The organism is Sphingomonas flavida, from assembly GCF_036663655.1.
GTDB lineage: Bacteria > Pseudomonadota > Alphaproteobacteria > Sphingomonadales > Sphingomonadaceae > Sphingomonas.
In genome coordinates this window covers 166540-183042 of record NZ_JAXOJH010000004.1, presented here as the reverse complement: position 1 = coordinate 183042, position 16503 = coordinate 166540, and the positions used below count along the sequence as shown (strand labels likewise).

Below are 16503 nucleotides of genomic sequence, written 5' to 3'. Positions count from 1 at the left end.
CAAGCGCAATGTGGCGGTCGAATATCGACCGGGATGTTCCTTGATCTGTCGATATCGGCGATGGCGAGGCGGCGACCAATAACACGTCGCCCCGCCGGTCAGATCACCAGATCGCGCAGGATCGCGTCGAGAAGCAGGGCTCCTGCATCGGTCACGATCAGGCGGTCGGTGTCCTGACGGACAAGGCCTTGTCGCGACAGACGGGCGAGCGCGTCGGCGTCCACCATGATGCGTCCCTCCGCCAGCGCAGTGATGCGCGCCATCTCGACGCCCTCCGTCAGGCGCAGGCCCATTACCAGCGCCTCGGTCGCGCGGGTGACGGGGGCGAGGGTTTCCTCCGCCTCGATGCCATGGCCGTTGCGATCCACCGCGGCCATCCAGTTTTCGGGCTTCTTGCGCCGGACGGTCGCCGTGCCCTGACGGCGGCCATGTGCGCCGGGGCCGATCCCGGCATAGTCGCCGTAGCGCCAATAGGTCAGGTTGTGGCGGCTCTCCGCGCCGGGCCGGGCGTGGTTCGACGTCTCATAGGCGGGCAGGCCGGCCGCGGCGGTGATGGCCCGCGTCGTCTCGAACAGGTCGGCGGCGGCGTCGCCGTCCGGGATGACCAGCCGCCCGGCGGCCGCCTCGGTATGGAAGCGGGTGCCCGGCTCGATGGTCAGCTGGTAGAGCGACAGATGCTCGGTGCCATAGCCGATCGCGCGGGTCAGTTCCGCCTCCCAATCCGCCAGTGGCTGGCCGGGGCGGGCGTAGATCAGGTCGAAGCTGACGCGGCCGAACACGCTTTGCGCCGTCTGCAGCGCGCGCAGCGCCTCGTCGACACCGTGCGCGCGGCCCAGGAAATGCAGGGCCTCGTCATCGAGCGCCTGCACGCCCAGCGAAGCCCGGTTGACCCCGGCGGCTGCCAGGTCGGCGAAGCGGGCCGCCTCGACCGAAGAGGGATTGGCCTCCAGCGTGATCTCGATCCCCTCGGCAAAGCCCCAGTGGCGCTCGGCCGCGTCCAGGATCGCCGCCACCGTGGACGGCGGCATCAGCGAGGGGGTGCCGCCACCGAAGAAGATCGACGTCAGCCGCCGTCCGGGCAGCATCGTGGCTTCATGCGCCAGATCGGCGAGCAGCGCGTCGGCCCAGGCGGCCTGGTCCACCGACTCGCGGACATGGCTGTTGAAGTCGCAATAGGGGCATTTGGAAACGCAGAAGGGCCAATGGACGTAAAGGGCGAGGGGCGCGGCGGTCGGTGATATTGCGGAGGACATGATGTACTCCGATATGGCCGTGATGCGCACGCTTCGCCATCTCTTATCGCTTTGCCTGCCCGCCCTGCTCGCGGCGTGCGGGCTCCTTGGGGCGTCGGAGGCGGTCCGCGCCGAGGAGCAGCCTCCGCGCGTCGTCGAGGAAATGGCCTCGGGCGTGGCGGCGCCGCGCGGCGTCGGCCTGCTGCGCCAGGCGATGATGGACGGTCATCGCGGCGCGCGCGCAGCGCTGGGGCAGGCACCGTTGCGGTGGGACGAGGGGCTGGCCGCCAGCGCGCTGACCTATGCGCGGGAAATGGCGCGGACCGGCCGGTTCGAACATGCGCAGCAACCGCAGGGGCCGACGCGGCAGGGTGAGAATTTGTGGACGGGCACGCGCGGCGCGTATCGTTACGACGAGATGATGGGCCATTGGCTGGCCGAGCGGCGGCTGTTCACGAACCTGCCCGTGCCGCAGTCCAGCCGGACCGGCAAGTTCGGCGATGTCGGCCATTATAGTCAGATCGTCTGGGCGCGCAGCACGGCGGTCGGCTGCGCGATGGCCAGCAACAGGCGCGACGACTTCCTCGTTTGCCGCTATAGCCCCACGGGTAACGTCTTTGGCGAGCGGGCTTTCTGAATTCGCCGGGACGGACGAAAGGTGTGACGCACATGGCGAATCCGTATGACCCGATGGCATGGCTCGCCTTCTGGACCGCACCCGCCCGTTTCGCGGTGATGGCGGGTGAGGCGATGATGAGTGCGCAGAGCGTGATGGCGACCCGGATGGCGGCGATGGCGACCGGCACCTCGTCGGCGGCCGAGATGACGCTGATGGTCAGCGAGAAGGTCAAGGCGTTCGACCAGTCGGCCAGGGTCTGGAATCGCGACCAGGCCGCACTGTCGAAGTTGTCGCGTCGCGATCCGCGGGGCGGGATGCTCGACGTCTGGGAATCGATGGCACGTGCGATGCTGATCGGCGCGTCGATGCCGGTCCAGGCGATGACGCCGGTGCACCGGACGGTCACGGCCAACCAGAAGCGGCTGGCCAAGCGGTAGAATCTCTCCCTCCCCGGAACGGGGAGGGAGACCAGCCGCAGGCTGGTGGAGGGGGATCACTGCAAAGGGTTCACCTCGCGGAAGCCCCCCTCCGTCAGGCCTTCGGCCTGCCACCTCCCCGAAGCGGGGAGGATGTTTTTAGAATACCGCCTTCACCATCTGTCCGAATGCGTCGGCGCGGTGGCTGATGCGGTTCTTTTCGTCCTGGTCCATCTCGGCGAAGGTTTCGGTCCCACCGATCGGCTGGAAGATCGGGTCGTAGCCATGGCCCTTGTCCCCGCGCGGCGGCCAGACGATCGTGCCGTCGACGCGCCCCTCGAACCATTCGACATGGCCATCGGGCCAGCCGACCGCGAGTGCGCAGACGAAGTGCGCCGCGCGGCTCATGTCCGGCTCCTCGTTCAGCCGATCCTCGACCGCGCGCATCGCCATGGCGAAGTCCTTTTCCGGCCCCGCCCAGCGTGCCGAGAACAGCCCCGGATCGCCGCCCAGCGCCTCGACGCACAGGCCGCTATCGTCGGACAGGGCGGGCAGGCCGGACAGGTCGGCGGCGGCCAGCGCCTTTAGCTCGGCATTCGCCACGAAGGTCGTACCGGTTTCCTCGGGCTCGGGCAGGTCGAGGTCGCCCGCCGCGATCACCTCCATACCGTAAGGTGCCAGGAGTTCGCGAAACTCGACGATCTTGCCCTTGTTGTGGCTGGCCAGCACCAGCTTGCCGGGCGTCAGTTTGCGGATCGCCTGGCGGCCATTGCCTTCGCCGCTCATGCGCGGATCGCTTGCTCTTGCGCGGCGAAGATCTCGGTGCAGCCCATGCGCGCCAGACGGAGCAGGCGGAGCAGCGCTTCCTCGTCATAGGTCGCGTTCTCGGCGGTCGCCTGGACCTCGGCGATGTGGCCGTTCTCGATCAGGACGAAGTTCGCATCCGCGTCGGCGGCCGAATCCTCGATATAGTCGAGGTCGAGGACGGGCGTGCCCTTATGGATGCCGCACGAGACGGCCGCCACCTTGTTGCGGATCGGGTCGCTGGTCAGCTTGCCCTCGGCCATCAGCTTGTTGACCGCCATGCGCAGCGCGACCCACGCGCCCGAAATCGCGGCGGTGCGGGTGCCGCCATCGGCCTGGATCACGTCGCAGTCGATCGTGATCTGACGCTCGCCCAGCGCCTTCAGGTCGCAGACGGCGCGCAGGGAACGGCCGATCAGCCGCTGGATTTCCTGTGTGCGGCCCGACTGCTTGCCCTTGGCGGCTTCGCGGCTGCCGCGGGTATGGGTGGCGCGGGGGAGCATGCCATATTCGGCGGTCACCCAGCCTTCGCCCTTGCCGCGCAGGAAGGGGGGCACGCGCTCTTCGACGCTGGCGGTGACGAGCACCTTGGTATCGCCGAACCCGATCAGCACCGAACCTTCGGCGTGGCGGGTGAAGTTCGGCGTGATGGTGATGGGACGCATCTGGTCGGGCATCCGGCCGGACGGGCGCATAGTCTTCTCCTTGTTCCTTGGCGACTGCCCTAACCGCCCCCCGCGCGATGCGCCAGAGAGGACGGCGGCGATCGGAAGACGACGACCTTCTTCTCTGCGTCCTCTGCGCCTTTGCGCGAAATTTTCTCACGCGGAGACGCGGAGCCGCGGAGATTGTTTGGTTCTTCCTCCGCGTCTCCGCGCCTCCGCGTGAACCAATCTTTCCTTTTGCGCGCAGAGGCGCAGAGGACGCAGAGAGAAGAGTGTCTTCCGATCGCTTGAGCGGGCGGGCTGGCAACCCTACATTCGCGTCATGGCCACCCCACCGATCACCGAGTTGACCGACCGGGCGCGCAATATCTTTCGCGTGGTGGTCGACAGCTATCTGACCAGCGGCCAGCCCGTGGGGTCGAAGACGATCGCGCTGTCGGGGATCAACCTGTCGCCTGCCTCGATCCGCAACGTCCTCCAGGAACTGGAGGAGCGTGGACTTCTGGCGGCGCCGCATACCAGTGCGGGGCGGATGCCGACCGATGTCGGATTGCGGCTGTTCGTCGACGGCATGATGCACGCCATGGAGCCCAGTGCGCAGGAACGCGCCGCGATCGAGGCGCGGGCGGCGCGCACCGGCCCGGTCGAGGAGGCGCTGGCGGCGACGACGGCGGTGCTGTCGGGCCTGTCGGCGTGCGCGGGACTGGTGATGGTGCCCAAGCGCGAGATGAAGCTGCGCTCGATCGGCTTCGTGCCGCTCTCGCCGAGCCAAGCGCTGGCCGTGCTGGTCGCGGAGGACGGGGCGGTCGAGAACCGGGTGCTGGAATTGCCGCCGGGCATGACCGGCTCGGCGCTGATCGAGGCGGGCAATTATCTGTCCGCGACGCTCTCCGGGCTGACGCTGGCCCAGGCGCGCGAGCGGCTGGAGCGTGAGCTGGCGGCGGGGCGCGCGGCGCTGGACGGCGCGGCGCGGGCGCTGGTCGAACAGGGGCTGGCGGTGTGGAGCGAGGATGGCGAGCGGCGTCCGATCCTGATCGTGCGCGGGCAGGGGCGGTTGATCGATGCCGCCGCCGCCGCGGACCTGGAGCGGGTCCGCGACCTGCTCGACGATCTGGAGGGCAAGCAGGAGGTGGCGCACCTGCTCGACTCGGCGCGGGCCGGGGATTCGACGCGAATCTTTATCGGCGCGGAGAACAAGCTGTTCGCGCTGTCCGGATCGTCGGTGATCGCGCGACCGTTTCGTGGCCTTGACGGCCAGGTGGTCGGTGTGGTCGGCGTAATCGGGCCGACGCGGTTGAACTATGCCCGCGTCGTGCCCATGGTGGATTTCACGGCGGCAACGCTCGCCCGCATGATGGGCTGAACAGGGATTATGATGAGCGACAATACGACCAACGAGACCCAGGACCTGCGCGAAGAGACGGCAGAGGCCGCGCCGGAAGTGGCGGTGCAGGACCGAGTGGCCGAGCTGGAGAACCAGCTGGCCGAGGCCAAGCAGCAATATCTCTATGCCCAGGCCGAGAACCAGAATGTCCGCCGCCGCGCCGAGAAGGAAGCGGTCGACGCACGCAACTATGCCGCGACGTCGTTCGCGCGCGACGTCCTGTCGGTCGCCGACAATCTCCAGCGCGCGCTGGCGGCGATCCCGGCCGATCTGCGCACCGACGACAAGTGGAAGGGCCTGGTGACCGGCCTGGACGCCACGGGTCGCGAGATGGACAGCGTGCTGGGTCGTCACGGCATCACCAAGATCGAGGCGATGGGCCAGGCGCTCGACCCCAACAAGCACCAGGCGATGATCGAAATGCCCTCCGACCAAGAGCCGGGCACGATCGTCCAGGAAATGCAGGCGGGCTATATGATCAAGGACCGACTGCTCCGCCCCGCGCTGGTCGCGGTGGCGAAGAAGCCCGACTGATCGGGCGTTCGACGGCAAAACACGAAGGGCGGTCCGATGGGCCGCCCTTTTTTACTGGTTGAGCAGCTTCAGCACGTCCTTCTGGCTTTGCTGTGCCTGGGCCAGCATGGCGATCGCCGATTGCGACAGGATCTGTTCGCGCGCCAGATTGACCGACTCCTGCGAAAAATCGGTGTCGGTGATGCGCGACCGCGCTTCCGACAGGTTCGTCGAGGCATTGCCCAGATCATTGGCCGCCGATTGCAGCCGTGTCGCGCTGGCACCCATCTGCGCCCGCACCTCACTGACCGTACCGAGCAACGCGTCGATGCGCGTCAGGGTGTTGTCAATTCGGTAGCGGTTGGTGACGTTCAGCTCCTCGGCCATCGTGAAGTGCCGCCGCTCGGCATATTCCGCCGTGCTCTGCTGCGAGAAATAGCCGCCCTTTTCCGGATCGTACCACCGCGCCCCGCTGAGGTTCAGGACGGTCGTGCCGATATCCTCTCGCTGGATGGGACGACCGTTGAAATCGCCACCCGCCATGAAGTCCTGCATCGTCACGACATGCGATTTCGGCGGGATCGTGGCGGATTCGAACGACAGATAACGGCTGTCGTTATTGTCCACGCGGGTCGGATCGAACCATTGATCGCCATAATTCTGCGACACCGTCGTGCCGATATCGTCCCATGTGACCGCTCGCCCGGCGACCTTGGCCTTGGCCATGAAATCCCAGACCGTGATGGCGTGAAAATTGGTGGGGGAGATGGTGGTCGATGGCGACGTCAGCAGGAAGGGAAACTGCTTCGCCGCGCCGTCGGGGTCGTGTCACTGGTCGCCGATCTGTTGGGTCACGGTGGTGCCGATATCGTCGCGGGTGATCTCGCGCCCGGCGATCTTGCCCTTCGCCATATAGTCATCGAACGTCACCAGATGGGTTTCGGTCCCCGCCGCCGTGGCGGGACGGGTCAGGAAGATGCTGACCTCATAGCCCGGCCCCGGATCGCGCGAGGCGTGGAGCAGTGGATAGTCCCAGGTCTTGGCGGTCTTGTCGCGATCGAACTCGGTCGACACGGGATTGATGACCAGGGGAACGGTATTGGCCGCACCCGGCCCCCCCTGGATATCGAGCCGCACGGCATTGTCGATCACCTGGCCCTGGTCATCATAGACCGGCGCCTGGGTCCGGAACAGCGAGATGCCGTTGAACGAGGCGTTCTTGAGCGTGGCGTCGATATGGCTCGACAGCGCGGACATCTCGGTCTGGATCGCCAGCCGGTCCTTCGGCCCGTACGTGTCCGATCGCGACTGGATGGTCAGTTCGCGCAGGCGCTGGAGGATGTTGGTCGTCTCCGCGAGAAAGCCGTCGGCGGTCTGGACCATCGAGATGCCGTCCATCGTGTTGCGCACGCCCTGGGCCATGCCCATGATCTGTGCGGTCATCGAATTGCCGATGGCCATCCCGGCGGCATCATCCTTGGCGGAGGTGATCCGCTGGCCGCTCGACAGTCGGGCCATGACGTCGCTGATCGAGGTGTTGGCCCGCTGTGACGCCGCCAACGCCCGCAGCGCCGCACCGTTGGTGTTGATGACCGTCATCGCTCTTCGCATCCCCAACTCGCACGCGCCTTGCGCGTGAGGGCCCAACCCGCACGCGTCCCGCGCGTGAGGGCATGGTGATGACGGCGTTAACCAAGGTGCTGCAATCCGGGGAAATTCCGGCCGGGTTTTTCCCGGATATCAGGGGCCTGGAAAAGGGATCAGGCTGTCATATTGGGCTTTCGGCGGCGCGCCCGCGACCCGTGCGCCATGGGCCAGCAGAAAGGCATGGCGCACGATCTCGGCCTGCTGCTCCAGGCCATAGCGGCGGAAACCCTGGCCCGGCTTCAGCGCATAGCCGTAGCGGCAGAAGGGATGGCGCTTCAGCGGCAGGAAGATGCCCTGCTGATGCTGCCAGATATGGACCATCTCGTGGATGAACAGCCCCTGTTCGTGGAGCGGGCAGGCGCCGAAATCCTCCCGCCACAACCCGCCATCGGGGTGGAAATGAATGCAGCCGGTCGGCGCCATCACCGTGTCGCGCGGCTGGAAGAAGATCCATTTGGTCGGCGACAGGCGGACCTTCGCGTAATCGATCGCATCGCCGAAGACGCTGCGCGACAGGGCTTCTTCGGCCGGGGTGAGGGGGCGTTTGGTCATGGCGGCGGCGATCAGCTTTCCGGCGCGGGATCGCCCGCCGCGATCACCCGTGCCCCCTGGCGCAGGCGCGTGCCGTCCGAGAAGGTGAGCAGCAACGACAGGATGCGTCCGGGCTTCACGCCCGGATTCATGTTGTAGAACATCACATGCCGCCCGCCCGGCTGAAAGGTGACGGTGGCTCCCGCCGGGATGGGAACCGCATCGACCTTTTTCATGGCCATGCCGCCTTCGTGCATCTCGCTGCCGATCGCGACGTCGCTGCTGACGTCGATCAGGCTGACCGGCCTGGCGCCGCCCTTGATGGTGAAATAGGCGGCCGCGGGGCGTCCCGCCACGGCGGGCAGGCGGACCCAGCCATTGTCGCTTTCCAGCTTGGGCTGGGATTGGCACCCGCCCAGCAGGGCCGCGGCCGACATGGGCAAAAGCCCCCAAAAAAACGCTAGCCGCATGGCAAACCCTCCCGTTTCGGCAAATCCTGAGGCGACCCTAGGTTCCATCCAATCTTGCGGCAACAAATCGCCCACCTATATCCGGCTTCGTGAACGGGGTTTTCGGTTGCCGCTTTCGGGGCCGACGGGCCCCGGCATCTGACTTCCAGACTATGTTCTTGAGGGGCATTTAGAGACTTATGGCAAAAGTGATCGGCATCGACCTCGGCACCACCAACAGCTGCGTCGCTGTCATGGAGGGCGGCAAGCCCAAGGTCATCGAAAACGCGGAAGGCGCGCGCACCACGCCGTCGATCGTCGCCTTCGCCAAGGACGGCGAGCGCCTGATCGGCCAGCCGGCCAAGCGCCAGGCGGTGACGAACCCCGACAACACCATCTTCGCGGTGAAGCGCCTGATCGGCCGTCGCTTCGACGACCCCGTCACCAAGAAGGACACCGAGCTGGTTCCGTATTCGATCGCGCGCGGACCGAACGGCGACGCGTGGGTCAATGCGGGCGGCAAGGATTACAGCCCGTCGCAGATCAGCGCCTTCACGCTGCAGAAGATGAAGGAAACCGCCGAATCGTACCTGGGCGAGACGGTGACCCAGGCGGTCATCACCGTGCCTGCGTACTTCAACGACGCACAGCGCCAGGCGACCAAGGACGCCGGCCAGATCGCGGGCCTCGAAGTGCTGCGCATCATCAACGAGCCGACGGCGGCGGCGCTGGCGTACGGCCTGGAGAAGCAGGACGGCAAGACGATCGCGGTCTATGACCTTGGCGGCGGCACGTTCGACATCTCGATCCTCGAGATCGGCGACGGCGTGTTCGAGGTGAAGGCGACCAACGGCGACACCTTCCTGGGCGGCGAGGACTTCGACAACAAGATCGTCGAGTTCCTGGCGTCGGGCTTCCAGAAGGACGAGGGTATCGACCTTGCCAAGGATAAGCTGGCGCTCCAGCGTCTGAAGGAGGCGGCCGAAAAGGCGAAGATCGAGCTGTCCTCGGCCCAGTCGACCGAAGTGAACCTGCCCTTCATCACCGCCGACCAGAACGGCCCGAAGCATCTGGTCAAGACGATCACCCGCGCCGATCTGGAGCGTCTGGTCGAGGACCTGATCCAGCGCACGCTGGAGCCCTGCAAGAAGGCGCTGGCCGATGCGGGCATGAAGGCCGACGAGATCGCCGACGTGGTGCTGGTGGGCGGCATGACCCGCATGCCGCGCGTCCGTGAAGTCGTGAAGAACTTCTTCGGCAAGGACCCGCACACCGGCGTCAATCCGGACGAAGTCGTCGCCATGGGTGCGGCGATCCAGGCGGGCGTGCTGCAGGGCGACGTCAAGGACGTGCTGCTGCTCGACGTGACTCCGCTGTCGCTGGGGATCGAGACGCTGGGCGGCATCATGACCAAGATGATCGACCGCAACACGACGATCCCGACCAAGAAGAGCCAGGTCTATTCGACCGCCGACGACAACCAGAACGCGGTGACGATCCGGGTCTTCCAGGGCGAGCGCGAAATGGCGCAGGACAACAAGATGCTGGGCCAGTTCGACCTGGTCGGCATCCCGCCCGCGCCGCGCGGCGTGCCGCAGATCGAGGTCACGTTCGACATCGACGCCAACGGCATCGTCAACGTCTCGGCCAAGGACAAGGGCACCGGCAAGGAGCAGCAGATCCGTATCCAGGCATCGGGTGGTCTGTCGGACAACGACATCGACCAGATGGTGCGTGACGCCGAGAAGTTCGCCGAGGACGACAAGAAGCGTCGCGCCGAGGCGGAGGCGAAGAACAATGCCGAGTCGCTGATCCACACGACCGAGCGCCAGCTGGCCGACAATGGCGACAAGATCGACGCGTCGCTGAAGTCGGAGATCGAGGCGGCGATCGCCGAGACCAAGACGGCGGTCGAGGGTGGCAACCCCGACACCATGAACGAGAAGGCGCAGGCCCTCGCTCAGGTCGCGATGAAGATGGGCCAGGCCATCTATGAAAAGCAGCAGCAGGCCGAAGCCTCGCCCGCTGCCGACGCTGGTCAGGCCAAGCAGGACGATGTGGTCGACGCCGAATTCTCGGAAGTCGACGACACCAAGTAAGACCATCGGCCCGGTCCGCCTTCGGGTGGGCCGGGCCCCTGGCTGTTATTGCGAATACCGCCCCGGCATTTCCTCGGGGCATGAAGTGGCGAAGCGCTTGGGCGGTCGCTCCGTCCGGCCTGACGGCACGGTCGGCGGCCGCACCATCCACCAGCGCAGGGGCGAGACCGGGCATGAGCACGACGATCGACTATTATGAACTGCTCGAATGCGAGCGCACGGCGGACGATGCGACGATCAAGTCGCGCTACCGCAAGCTGGCCATGCAGTACCATCCGGACCGCAATGCGGGCTGCAAGGACTCCGAGGCCAAGTTCAAGGCGATCAGCGAAGCCTATGACTGTCTGAAGGACCCGCAGAAGCGGGCCGCCTATGACCGCTACGGCCATGCCGCGTTCCAGCAGGGCATGGGCGGCGGTGGCGGCGGCCATGGCGGCCAGGACTTCGGCGCCTTCTCCGATATCTTCGAAAGCGTCTTTGGCGAATTCATGGGCGGCGGACGCGGCGGCGGGCGGCAATCGCCCCGGCGCGGCGCGGACCTGCGCTACGACATGGAAATCACCCTGGAAGAGGCGTTTCACGGCAAGCAGACCGAGATCACCGTCGACGTCTCGGCGGCGTGCGACACCTGTGACGGCACGGGTGCCAAGGCCGGGACCAGTGCCAAGACCTGCCAGCAGTGCGGCGGTCATGGCAAGGTGCGCGCGCAGCAGGGTTTCTTCGTGGTCGAGCGGACCTGCCCGGTCTGCCAGGGCGCAGGGCAGATCATCGCCGATCCGTGCCCCGATTGCCGCGGCGAGGGGCGCGTGGAAAAGACCAAGACGCTGGCCGTCAACATCCCGGCAGGCGTCGACGAGGGCACCCGCATCCGCCTGTCCGGCGAGGGCGAGGCGGGCGCGCGTGGTGCCCCGGCGGGCGACCTCTACATCTTCCTCCATGTGAAGCGACATGCGATCTTCGAGCGTGAGGGCACGACCCTGTTCGCGCGTGCACCGATCAGCTTCACCACGGCCGCGCTGGGCGGTTCGCTGTCCATCCCCGGCCTCGACGGGCGCACGCACGAGATCAAGATCCCCACAGGCATCCAGTCCGGCAAGCAGCTTCGCCAACGGGGTGCGGGTATGCCCGTGCTGCAAGGACGCGGCACCGGCGATCTGGTCATCCAGATCGAAGTCGAAACCCCGACCAAGCTGTCGACCCGCCAGCGCGAACTGCTCGAACTCTTTCGCGAAACCGAAACCGGCGACGAATGCCCTGAAAGCCAAGGCTTTTTCGCCAAGTTGAAAAGTGTCTTTGCGGGCGAGTAGATTGTCGTCGAGCGTCACTTCACAATATTGCGTGTTGCGCGTCTTCGGCGAATATTTGTTTCGGTCGACTTGACTCCTGCGCCATGAAGGGATGACGATCGCATCGCGGCTTTTGGGAGGAAGTTCTGCGATGCGATGGCTGTTCGGATGCTTGGTGGCGCTAGGCGTGGTGATGACGGGGGCTGCCGCGGCGGACCGCAAACCGCAAAAGGCGGACAAGGTCGTCCTGCCAGATGGCGGTTCCTCCGATGAGATCATCGTTCGGGCGCTGAGCATCCCGCGTGACGAATTACCAGTCAATGTCCGCTGGGCGTCGGTCGACAACACCAAAATCAACATCGCCTATGAGCGTGCCGACATGTTCCTGGCCTGTGCTTTGACCAAGGCAAGCCGTGAATGGCTGCGCAAGGCGGTGGAAGGCCCGCCGGACTTCGCCAGCACGCAATATGCGCAAGGCATGATTATCTCAACAAATTGGGGATGCTATCCGCCGCCGGAATCAAGCCCGCCGTGGGACCCCGCACTTGCTGGGCAGAGTTTTATCGATCGTGGTATCCTGCTTGAGCGGACCCTGCGGCAGTTCGCGCCGGATGCATCGCTCGACGCTGCTCAGACCTTCGACCCGGTTGTCCGTGGGCGGTTCCACAAAGTCGAAACCGTGCACAATCGGTATCGGCAGAACCCCGAATTGTCCGGCTACGTTGTCGCCGCCTGCCTGGTCCAGACCCAGCCGGTACTGGCCACCCGCTTGGTTCGTGCAGAACAGGGCAGCGATCTGGTTCGTGGTCTGGAACAGGCGATGCTCGTCAATTCGCCTGAATGCCTGGAGGGTGTGAAGAAGCTTAGCATAGAGCCGACGACGTTGCGGCTTTATCTGGTCGACGCCTTTTATCGCTGGGTCCTGGCGGTTCGCAATGTGCCCTCACTGATCCCGGAGGGCGACGCATAGGCGTAACGTCATTGCAGCCAAGCAAAGCCATATTGCATTGCAGTGATGGTCACGCTCCAATGCCGCCGAACTAGGATGGAGATCGTCATGTCGCCGTGGAAAGCCATTTTGCCCCTGCTCGCCGCCTGTACGCTGCTCCCCGCCGCGGCGCCGGTGTCCGCGCCGCGCGTCGGCATCGCCAGTTTCGAGGCGTTGGCCAAGCCGTTGCCGCTGCCTTATCACGCCGGGGATGCCAAGGCGGCGATCGCGGCGGCGCGGGTGCGGGCGGTCAAGGCGCACAAGCGGGTGTTGATCGATCTGGGCGGCAACTGGTGCCTGGACTGCCGGTTGCTGGCGGGCGTGATGGAAACGCCGCAGATGCGGCCCTTCGTCGCGAAGCATTTCGAGGTGGTGACGGTTGATGTCGGCCGCTTCGACCAGAATATGGATATTCCGGCATCCTATGGGATCAAGGGGCGCCTGGCGGGTGTGCCCGCCGTGCTGATCGTCGATCCGAAGACGAACAAGCTTGTGAATGCCGGGCGTGAGACGGCGTTGGCCGATGCGCGGGCGATGACGCCGCAGGCGGTTGCGGACTGGTTGGCCGGTTGGGTGGGGTGATTTGAAACCCATTGGCCGGTCGGTATTGGACTGGCCGGGGTTCCCTCCCCCAACCCCTCCCGCCTGCGGGAGGGGAGTTATTTGGGGAACCGCTTTCCCATAACCTCTCCCCTCCCGCAGGCGGGAGAGGTTGGGGGAGGGGAGTCCGCTTCCAGCGTCACGACGCCATCGGGACTCCCCAAAACGTCACGACTCGCCGAACACCCGTGCGAAGATCGTGTCGACATGCTTGTAATGATAGCCAAGGTCGAAGCGCGCCTCGATCTCGTCCACCGACAGCGCCGCCGTCACGTCGGCATCGGCCTTGAGCAGCTCCATCAGTGACAGCTCGCCGTCGGACTCCCAGACCTTCATCGCGTTGCGCTGGACCAGGCGATAGCTGTCCTCGCGGCTCACGCCCGCCTGGGTCAGGGCGAGCAGAACGCGCTGCGAATGGACGAGGCCGCCCATCTTGTTGAGGTTCTTCTCCATCCGCGCTGGATAGACGACCAGCTTGTCGATCACGCCGGTCAGGCGGGCCAGTGCGAAGTCGAGGGTGATGGTCGCGTCGGGGCCGATATAACGCTCGACCGACGAGTGGCTGATGTCGCGCTCATGCCACAGCGCGACATTCTCCAGCGCCGGGGTGACGTAGCCGCGCACCATGCGGGCCAGGCCCGTCAGGTTCTCGGTCAGCACCGGGTTGCGCTTGTGCGGCATCGCCGACGAGCCCTTCTGGCCGGGCGAGAAATACTCCTCGGCCTCCAGCACTTCGGTGCGTTGCAAATGACGGACCTCGGTGGCCAGGCGCTCGATCGAGCTGGCGATCACGCCCAGCGTGGCGAAGAACATTGCATGGCGATCGCGCGGGATGACCTGGGTCGAGACGGGCTCGACGCTCAGCCCCATCTTCTCGGCGACATGCGCCTCGACGCTGGGGTCGATGTTCGCAAAGGTGCCGACCGCGCCCGAGATGGCGCAGGTGGCGACATCGGCGCGCGCCGCGACCAGGCGGGCGCGGTTGCGGTCGAATTCGGCATAGGCCTGGGCCAGCTTCAGGCCGAAGGTGACCGGCTCTGCATGGATGCCGTGGCTGCGGCCGATGGTCGGGGTCAGCTTGTGCTCCAGCGCGCGGCGCTTGATCACCGCGAGCAGTGCATCCAGGTCCTCGATCAGGATGTCGGACGCCCGCGCCAGCTGTACCGCCAGGCAGGTGTCGAGCACGTCGGACGAGGTCATGCCCTGGTGCAGGAAGCGCGCTTCCGGCCCGGTCCGCTCGGCGACATGGGTCAGGAAGGCGATGACGTCGTGCTTGGTCTCCGCCTCGATCGAATCGATGCGGTCGATGTCGAAGTCGCCGGCGGCCTTGTCGGCTTCCCAGATGCGCGCGGCGGCTTCCTTGGGAACAACGCCCAGTTCGGCGAGCGCGTCGGTGGCGTGGGCCTCGATCTCGAACCAGATGCGGAAGCGGGTCTGCGGATCCCAGATCCGGGTCATGGGGGCTCGGGAATAGCGCGGAATCATGGGGTACCTCTGGTCGTGGAATCGGCACGGGCGACCGTGCATCCCTTCGCGGAATCACGGTGTGCCGTGCCGTTAGCAGGGACGAGCCGAGCCTTCAAATCCGAAGATGCAATGCCCATATGGCATAATGTCGAACGGAATCGTATCACTAACGTTGTAGATGCGTGACCGATCTTCACAGTCATCGATCGAACCAGATTAAGGGAGAGACGAGATGATGAAATATGCTTTTCTTGCCAGCGCCATGATGGTGTCTACCCCGGTGCTTGCGCAGGTCGCTCCGACGCCAGCCCAAACCACACCGGCGGCGCCACAAACCGCACCGGCAACCGCCGCTGACCCGACGCAGACTGCGCAGCCAGCCGCAGGTGCCGCCACGCCGACCCAGGCGGCCCCGGCCGATGGCCAGGTCCAGGCGACGGGCAGCCAGATCGCACAGGTCGTGGACACCCAGTTCCCGACCTATGACAAGGATGGCGACGGCAAGCTGAACAAGACCGAGTTCGGCCAGTGGATGGTCGCGCTGAAGTCGCAGACCGATCCGTCGACCAAGGCCGATGCCCCCGCGACCAAGAAGTGGGTCGGCACCGCCTTTGCACAGGCTGACACGGACAAGGACAAGGAAGTGTCCAAGACCGAGCTGACCGGCTTTCTGAGCCAGGGTCAGGGCTGATCGGCCTGACGACATCGGAACACCCCCCTCCCTTCCGACCATCCCTGAGCGGGGATGCGGGGCCGCCGGACCGAAAGGTTCGACGGCCCTTTTGCCTCTCACACCCTCCAAATCCTCCCTATCGCTAGATGGGGAGGGGGACCGCGCCCGCAGGGCGTGGTGGAGGGGCGCGGCCTGCTGCTGGCGTTGCTGGCCCCTCCACCATCGCTGGCGCGATGGTCCCCCTCCCCAAGCGAGCTTGGGGAGGATTTGGGCACGAAAAAGGGCAGGGGCGTCGCCGCCTCCTGCCCTTCCTCTATCGTCCGTGCTCCCGTGGGGAGCAGCGACCGGCAATTACGCCTTGTCTTCGTCCGACTCGCCTTCGGCCGCAGCCTCGGCTTCGTCAGCGGCCTGGGCGTCGATCGCCTCGTCCTCGGCGGTCAGGACCGTCGGCGGAACGATGGTGGCGATCGCGAAGTCGCGGTCGTCGATGGCGGGCTCGGCGCCCTTGGGCAGCTTCACGTCCGAGATGTGGATCGAGTCGCCGACTTCCAGGCCCTTCAGCGAGATCGTGATCTCGGTCGGGATGTTCGCGGCGTCGACCACCAGCTCGATCTCGTGACGGGTGACGTTCAGAACGCCGCCAGCCTTCTTGATGCCGGGGCATTCGTCTTCGTCAGCGAACACGACGGGCACGGCGACCGTGACGGTCTCGTGCTCGCCGATGCGCAGGAAGTCGACGTGCAGCGGGCGATCGGTGACGGGATGGAACGCGACGTCCTTCGCCAGCGTGCGCTGGCCGTCCACCATGATGACCGAGGTGAAGAAGTGACCGGTCATCAGCGCCTTGACGAGGGCCTTCTCTTCGAGATGGATCGACGCGGCGGCCTTGTTCTGGCCATAGATCACGGCGGGGACGCGGCCTTCACGACGCAGCGAACGGGAGGCTCCCTTGCCAACCTGATCGCGCGTCTCGGCGGCGAGCGTAAGGGTGTCGCTCATTCCAGTTACTCCGAAACAAAATGAATAGGATTTCCCGACCACGCCTCCAGGGATGACCATGACCGGAAGCGGATGCGCTTAGCGGCAACACATGCAAAAGGCAAGCTGCGCGCTTGTCATGCAACGGTCTT

The 16503-nt window shown here is 65.8% G+C and carries 18 protein-coding genes; 9 read left to right on the top strand and 9 right to left on the bottom strand.

What is annotated here, in order from left to right; translation table 11 throughout:
- Positions 1-98: 98 nt before the first annotated feature.
- A complete protein-coding gene (gene hemW, locus U1703_RS06535) occupies positions 99-1253 on the bottom strand; it encodes a radical SAM family heme chaperone HemW (protein WP_332785060.1) in 1155 nt (384 codons plus the stop codon).
- Here hemW and U1703_RS06530 point away from each other — a divergent pair.
- Together U1703_RS06530 and U1703_RS06525 are read left to right on the top strand one after the other, a co-directional pair.
- Complete coding sequence (locus tag U1703_RS06530) at positions 1252-1869, top strand: CAP domain-containing protein (protein WP_332785059.1); 618 nt, start codon at positions 1252-1254, stop codon at positions 1867-1869. The genes hemW and U1703_RS06530 overlap by 2 nt on opposite strands.
- Positions 1870-1901: 32 nt before the next feature.
- A complete protein-coding gene (locus U1703_RS06525; protein ID WP_332785058.1) occupies positions 1902-2288 on the top strand; it encodes a hypothetical protein in 387 nt (128 codons plus the stop codon).
- Positions 2289-2426: 138 nt separating this feature from the next.
- Here the strand turns inward: U1703_RS06525 and rdgB are convergent, their stop codons facing one another.
- Complete coding sequence (gene rdgB / locus U1703_RS06520) at positions 2427-3053, bottom strand: RdgB/HAM1 family non-canonical purine NTP pyrophosphatase (RefSeq protein ID WP_320453395.1); 627 nt, start codon at positions 3051-3053, stop codon at positions 2427-2429.
- Complete coding sequence (gene rph, locus U1703_RS06515; protein WP_320453396.1) at positions 3050-3766, bottom strand: ribonuclease PH; 717 nt, start codon at positions 3764-3766, stop codon at positions 3050-3052. Before rph ends, rdgB begins: the two co-directional genes overlap by 4 nt.
- Before the next feature lie 292 nt (positions 3767-4058).
- Between rph and hrcA the strand changes: the two genes are divergently transcribed.
- Entirely contained in the window at positions 4059-5099 is a 1041-nt protein-coding gene (gene hrcA / locus U1703_RS06510) for a heat-inducible transcriptional repressor HrcA (RefSeq protein WP_332785057.1), read from the top strand.
- A 12-nt stretch (positions 5100-5111) separates the two neighbouring features.
- Positions 5112-5654 carry a nucleotide exchange factor GrpE gene (grpE, locus tag U1703_RS06505; protein ID WP_320453398.1) on the top strand — a complete coding sequence of 181 codons (543 nt, stop codon included), beginning with the start codon at positions 5112-5114 and terminating at the stop codon, positions 5652-5654.
- A 51-nt stretch (positions 5655-5705) separates the two neighbouring features.
- Here the strand turns inward: grpE and U1703_RS06500 are convergent, their stop codons facing one another.
- The 4 genes from U1703_RS06500 to U1703_RS06485 all read right to left on the bottom strand — a co-directional run bounded on the left by U1703_RS06500 (position 5706) and on the right by U1703_RS06485 (position 8248).
- The gene (locus tag U1703_RS06500; protein ID WP_332785056.1) at positions 5706-6359 is read right to left on the bottom strand and encodes a flagellin; all 654 of its coding nucleotides are present in this window, start codon (positions 6357-6359) and stop codon (positions 5706-5708) included.
- Between the two features lie 102 nt (positions 6360-6461).
- Entirely contained in the window at positions 6462-7232 is a 771-nt protein-coding gene (locus tag U1703_RS06495) for a flagellin N-terminal helical domain-containing protein (protein WP_332785055.1), read from the bottom strand.
- 141 nt (positions 7233-7373) lie between these two features.
- On the bottom strand, positions 7374-7832 hold the full coding sequence (locus U1703_RS06490) for a vgr related protein (RefSeq protein WP_332785054.1): 459 nt from the start codon (positions 7830-7832) through the stop codon (positions 7374-7376).
- Positions 7833-7843: 11 nt separating this feature from the next.
- Positions 7844-8248 carry a copper chaperone PCu(A)C gene (locus U1703_RS06485; protein ID WP_332785053.1) on the bottom strand — a complete coding sequence of 135 codons (405 nt, stop codon included), beginning with the start codon at positions 8246-8248 and terminating at the stop codon, positions 7844-7846.
- Positions 8249-8460: 212 nt separating this feature from the next.
- Between U1703_RS06485 and dnaK the strand changes: the two genes are divergently transcribed.
- From dnaK to U1703_RS06465, 4 genes are all read left to right on the top strand, one after another.
- Positions 8461-10359: a molecular chaperone DnaK gene (gene dnaK / locus U1703_RS06480; RefSeq protein ID WP_332785052.1), complete on the top strand. Its 1899-nt coding sequence runs from the start codon at positions 8461-8463 to the stop codon at positions 10357-10359.
- A gap of 173 nt (positions 10360-10532) precedes the next feature.
- A complete protein-coding gene (gene dnaJ, locus U1703_RS06475; protein ID WP_320453403.1) occupies positions 10533-11666 on the top strand; it encodes a molecular chaperone DnaJ in 1134 nt (377 codons plus the stop codon).
- Between the two features lie 130 nt (positions 11667-11796).
- A complete protein-coding gene (locus tag U1703_RS06470) occupies positions 11797-12615 on the top strand; it encodes a hypothetical protein (RefSeq protein ID WP_332785051.1) in 819 nt (272 codons plus the stop codon).
- Between the two features lie 87 nt (positions 12616-12702).
- Entirely contained in the window at positions 12703-13215 is a 513-nt protein-coding gene (locus U1703_RS06465; RefSeq protein WP_332785050.1) for a thioredoxin family protein, read from the top strand.
- Positions 13216-13401: 186 nt separating this feature from the next.
- On the opposite strand, the gene purB is transcribed toward U1703_RS06465, so the two are convergent.
- A complete protein-coding gene (gene purB, locus U1703_RS06460; protein ID WP_320453405.1) occupies positions 13402-14718 on the bottom strand; it encodes an adenylosuccinate lyase in 1317 nt (438 codons plus the stop codon).
- A gap of 244 nt (positions 14719-14962) precedes the next feature.
- Between purB and U1703_RS06455 the strand changes: the two genes are divergently transcribed.
- The gene (locus tag U1703_RS06455; RefSeq protein WP_332785049.1) at positions 14963-15391 is read left to right on the top strand and encodes an EF-hand domain-containing protein; all 429 of its coding nucleotides are present in this window, start codon (positions 14963-14965) and stop codon (positions 15389-15391) included.
- A 333-nt stretch (positions 15392-15724) separates the two neighbouring features.
- Here U1703_RS06455 and U1703_RS06450 read toward each other — a convergent pair whose 3' ends face one another.
- Positions 15725-16372 (bottom strand): 50S ribosomal protein L25/general stress protein Ctc, encoded by a 648-nt coding sequence (locus tag U1703_RS06450; RefSeq protein WP_332785048.1) that lies wholly within the window; start codon positions 16370-16372, stop codon positions 15725-15727.
- Positions 16373-16503 lie beyond the last annotated feature (131 nt).

Excerpts from the sequence above, each read along its gene's own strand:
- U1703_RS06485 (WP_332785053.1), bottom strand. The coding sequence starts at position 8,248 with ATGTCGGCCGCGGCCCTGCTGGGCGGGTGCCAATCCCAGCCCAAGCTG.
- U1703_RS06500 (WP_332785056.1), bottom strand. The coding sequence starts at position 6,359 with ATGGCCAAGGCCAAGGTCGCCGGGCGAGCGGTCACATGGGACGATATC.
- hrcA (WP_332785057.1), top strand. The coding sequence starts at position 4,059 with ATGGCCACCCCACCGATCACCGAGTTGACCGACCGGGCGCGCAATATC.
- purB (WP_320453405.1), bottom strand. The coding sequence starts at position 14,718 with ATGATTCCGCGCTATTCCCGAGCCCCCATGACCCGGATCTGGGATCCG.
- rdgB (WP_320453395.1), bottom strand. The coding sequence starts at position 3,053 with ATGAGCGGCGAAGGCAATGGCCGCCAGGCGATCCGCAAACTGACGCCC.
- dnaK (WP_332785052.1), top strand. The coding sequence starts at position 8,461 with ATGGCAAAAGTGATCGGCATCGACCTCGGCACCACCAACAGCTGCGTC.
- U1703_RS06470 (WP_332785051.1), top strand. The coding sequence starts at position 11,797 with ATGCGATGGCTGTTCGGATGCTTGGTGGCGCTAGGCGTGGTGATGACG.
- rph (WP_320453396.1), bottom strand. The coding sequence starts at position 3,766 with ATGCGCCCGTCCGGCCGGATGCCCGACCAGATGCGTCCCATCACCATC.
- grpE (WP_320453398.1), top strand. The coding sequence starts at position 5,112 with ATGAGCGACAATACGACCAACGAGACCCAGGACCTGCGCGAAGAGACG.
- U1703_RS06450 (WP_332785048.1), bottom strand. The coding sequence starts at position 16,372 with ATGAGCGACACCCTTACGCTCGCCGCCGAGACGCGCGATCAGGTTGGC.
- U1703_RS06525 (WP_332785058.1), top strand. The coding sequence starts at position 1,902 with ATGGCGAATCCGTATGACCCGATGGCATGGCTCGCCTTCTGGACCGCA.
- U1703_RS06530 (WP_332785059.1), top strand. The coding sequence starts at position 1,252 with ATGATGTACTCCGATATGGCCGTGATGCGCACGCTTCGCCATCTCTTA.
- U1703_RS06490 (WP_332785054.1), bottom strand. The coding sequence starts at position 7,832 with ATGACCAAACGCCCCCTCACCCCGGCCGAAGAAGCCCTGTCGCGCAGC.
- U1703_RS06455 (WP_332785049.1), top strand. The coding sequence starts at position 14,963 with ATGATGGTGTCTACCCCGGTGCTTGCGCAGGTCGCTCCGACGCCAGCC.
- hemW (WP_332785060.1), bottom strand. The coding sequence starts at position 1,253 with ATGTCCTCCGCAATATCACCGACCGCCGCGCCCCTCGCCCTTTACGTC.
- dnaJ (WP_320453403.1), top strand. The coding sequence starts at position 10,533 with ATGAGCACGACGATCGACTATTATGAACTGCTCGAATGCGAGCGCACG.
- U1703_RS06465 (WP_332785050.1), top strand. The coding sequence starts at position 12,703 with ATGTCGCCGTGGAAAGCCATTTTGCCCCTGCTCGCCGCCTGTACGCTG.
- U1703_RS06495 (WP_332785055.1), bottom strand. The coding sequence starts at position 7,232 with ATGACGGTCATCAACACCAACGGTGCGGCGCTGCGGGCGTTGGCGGCG.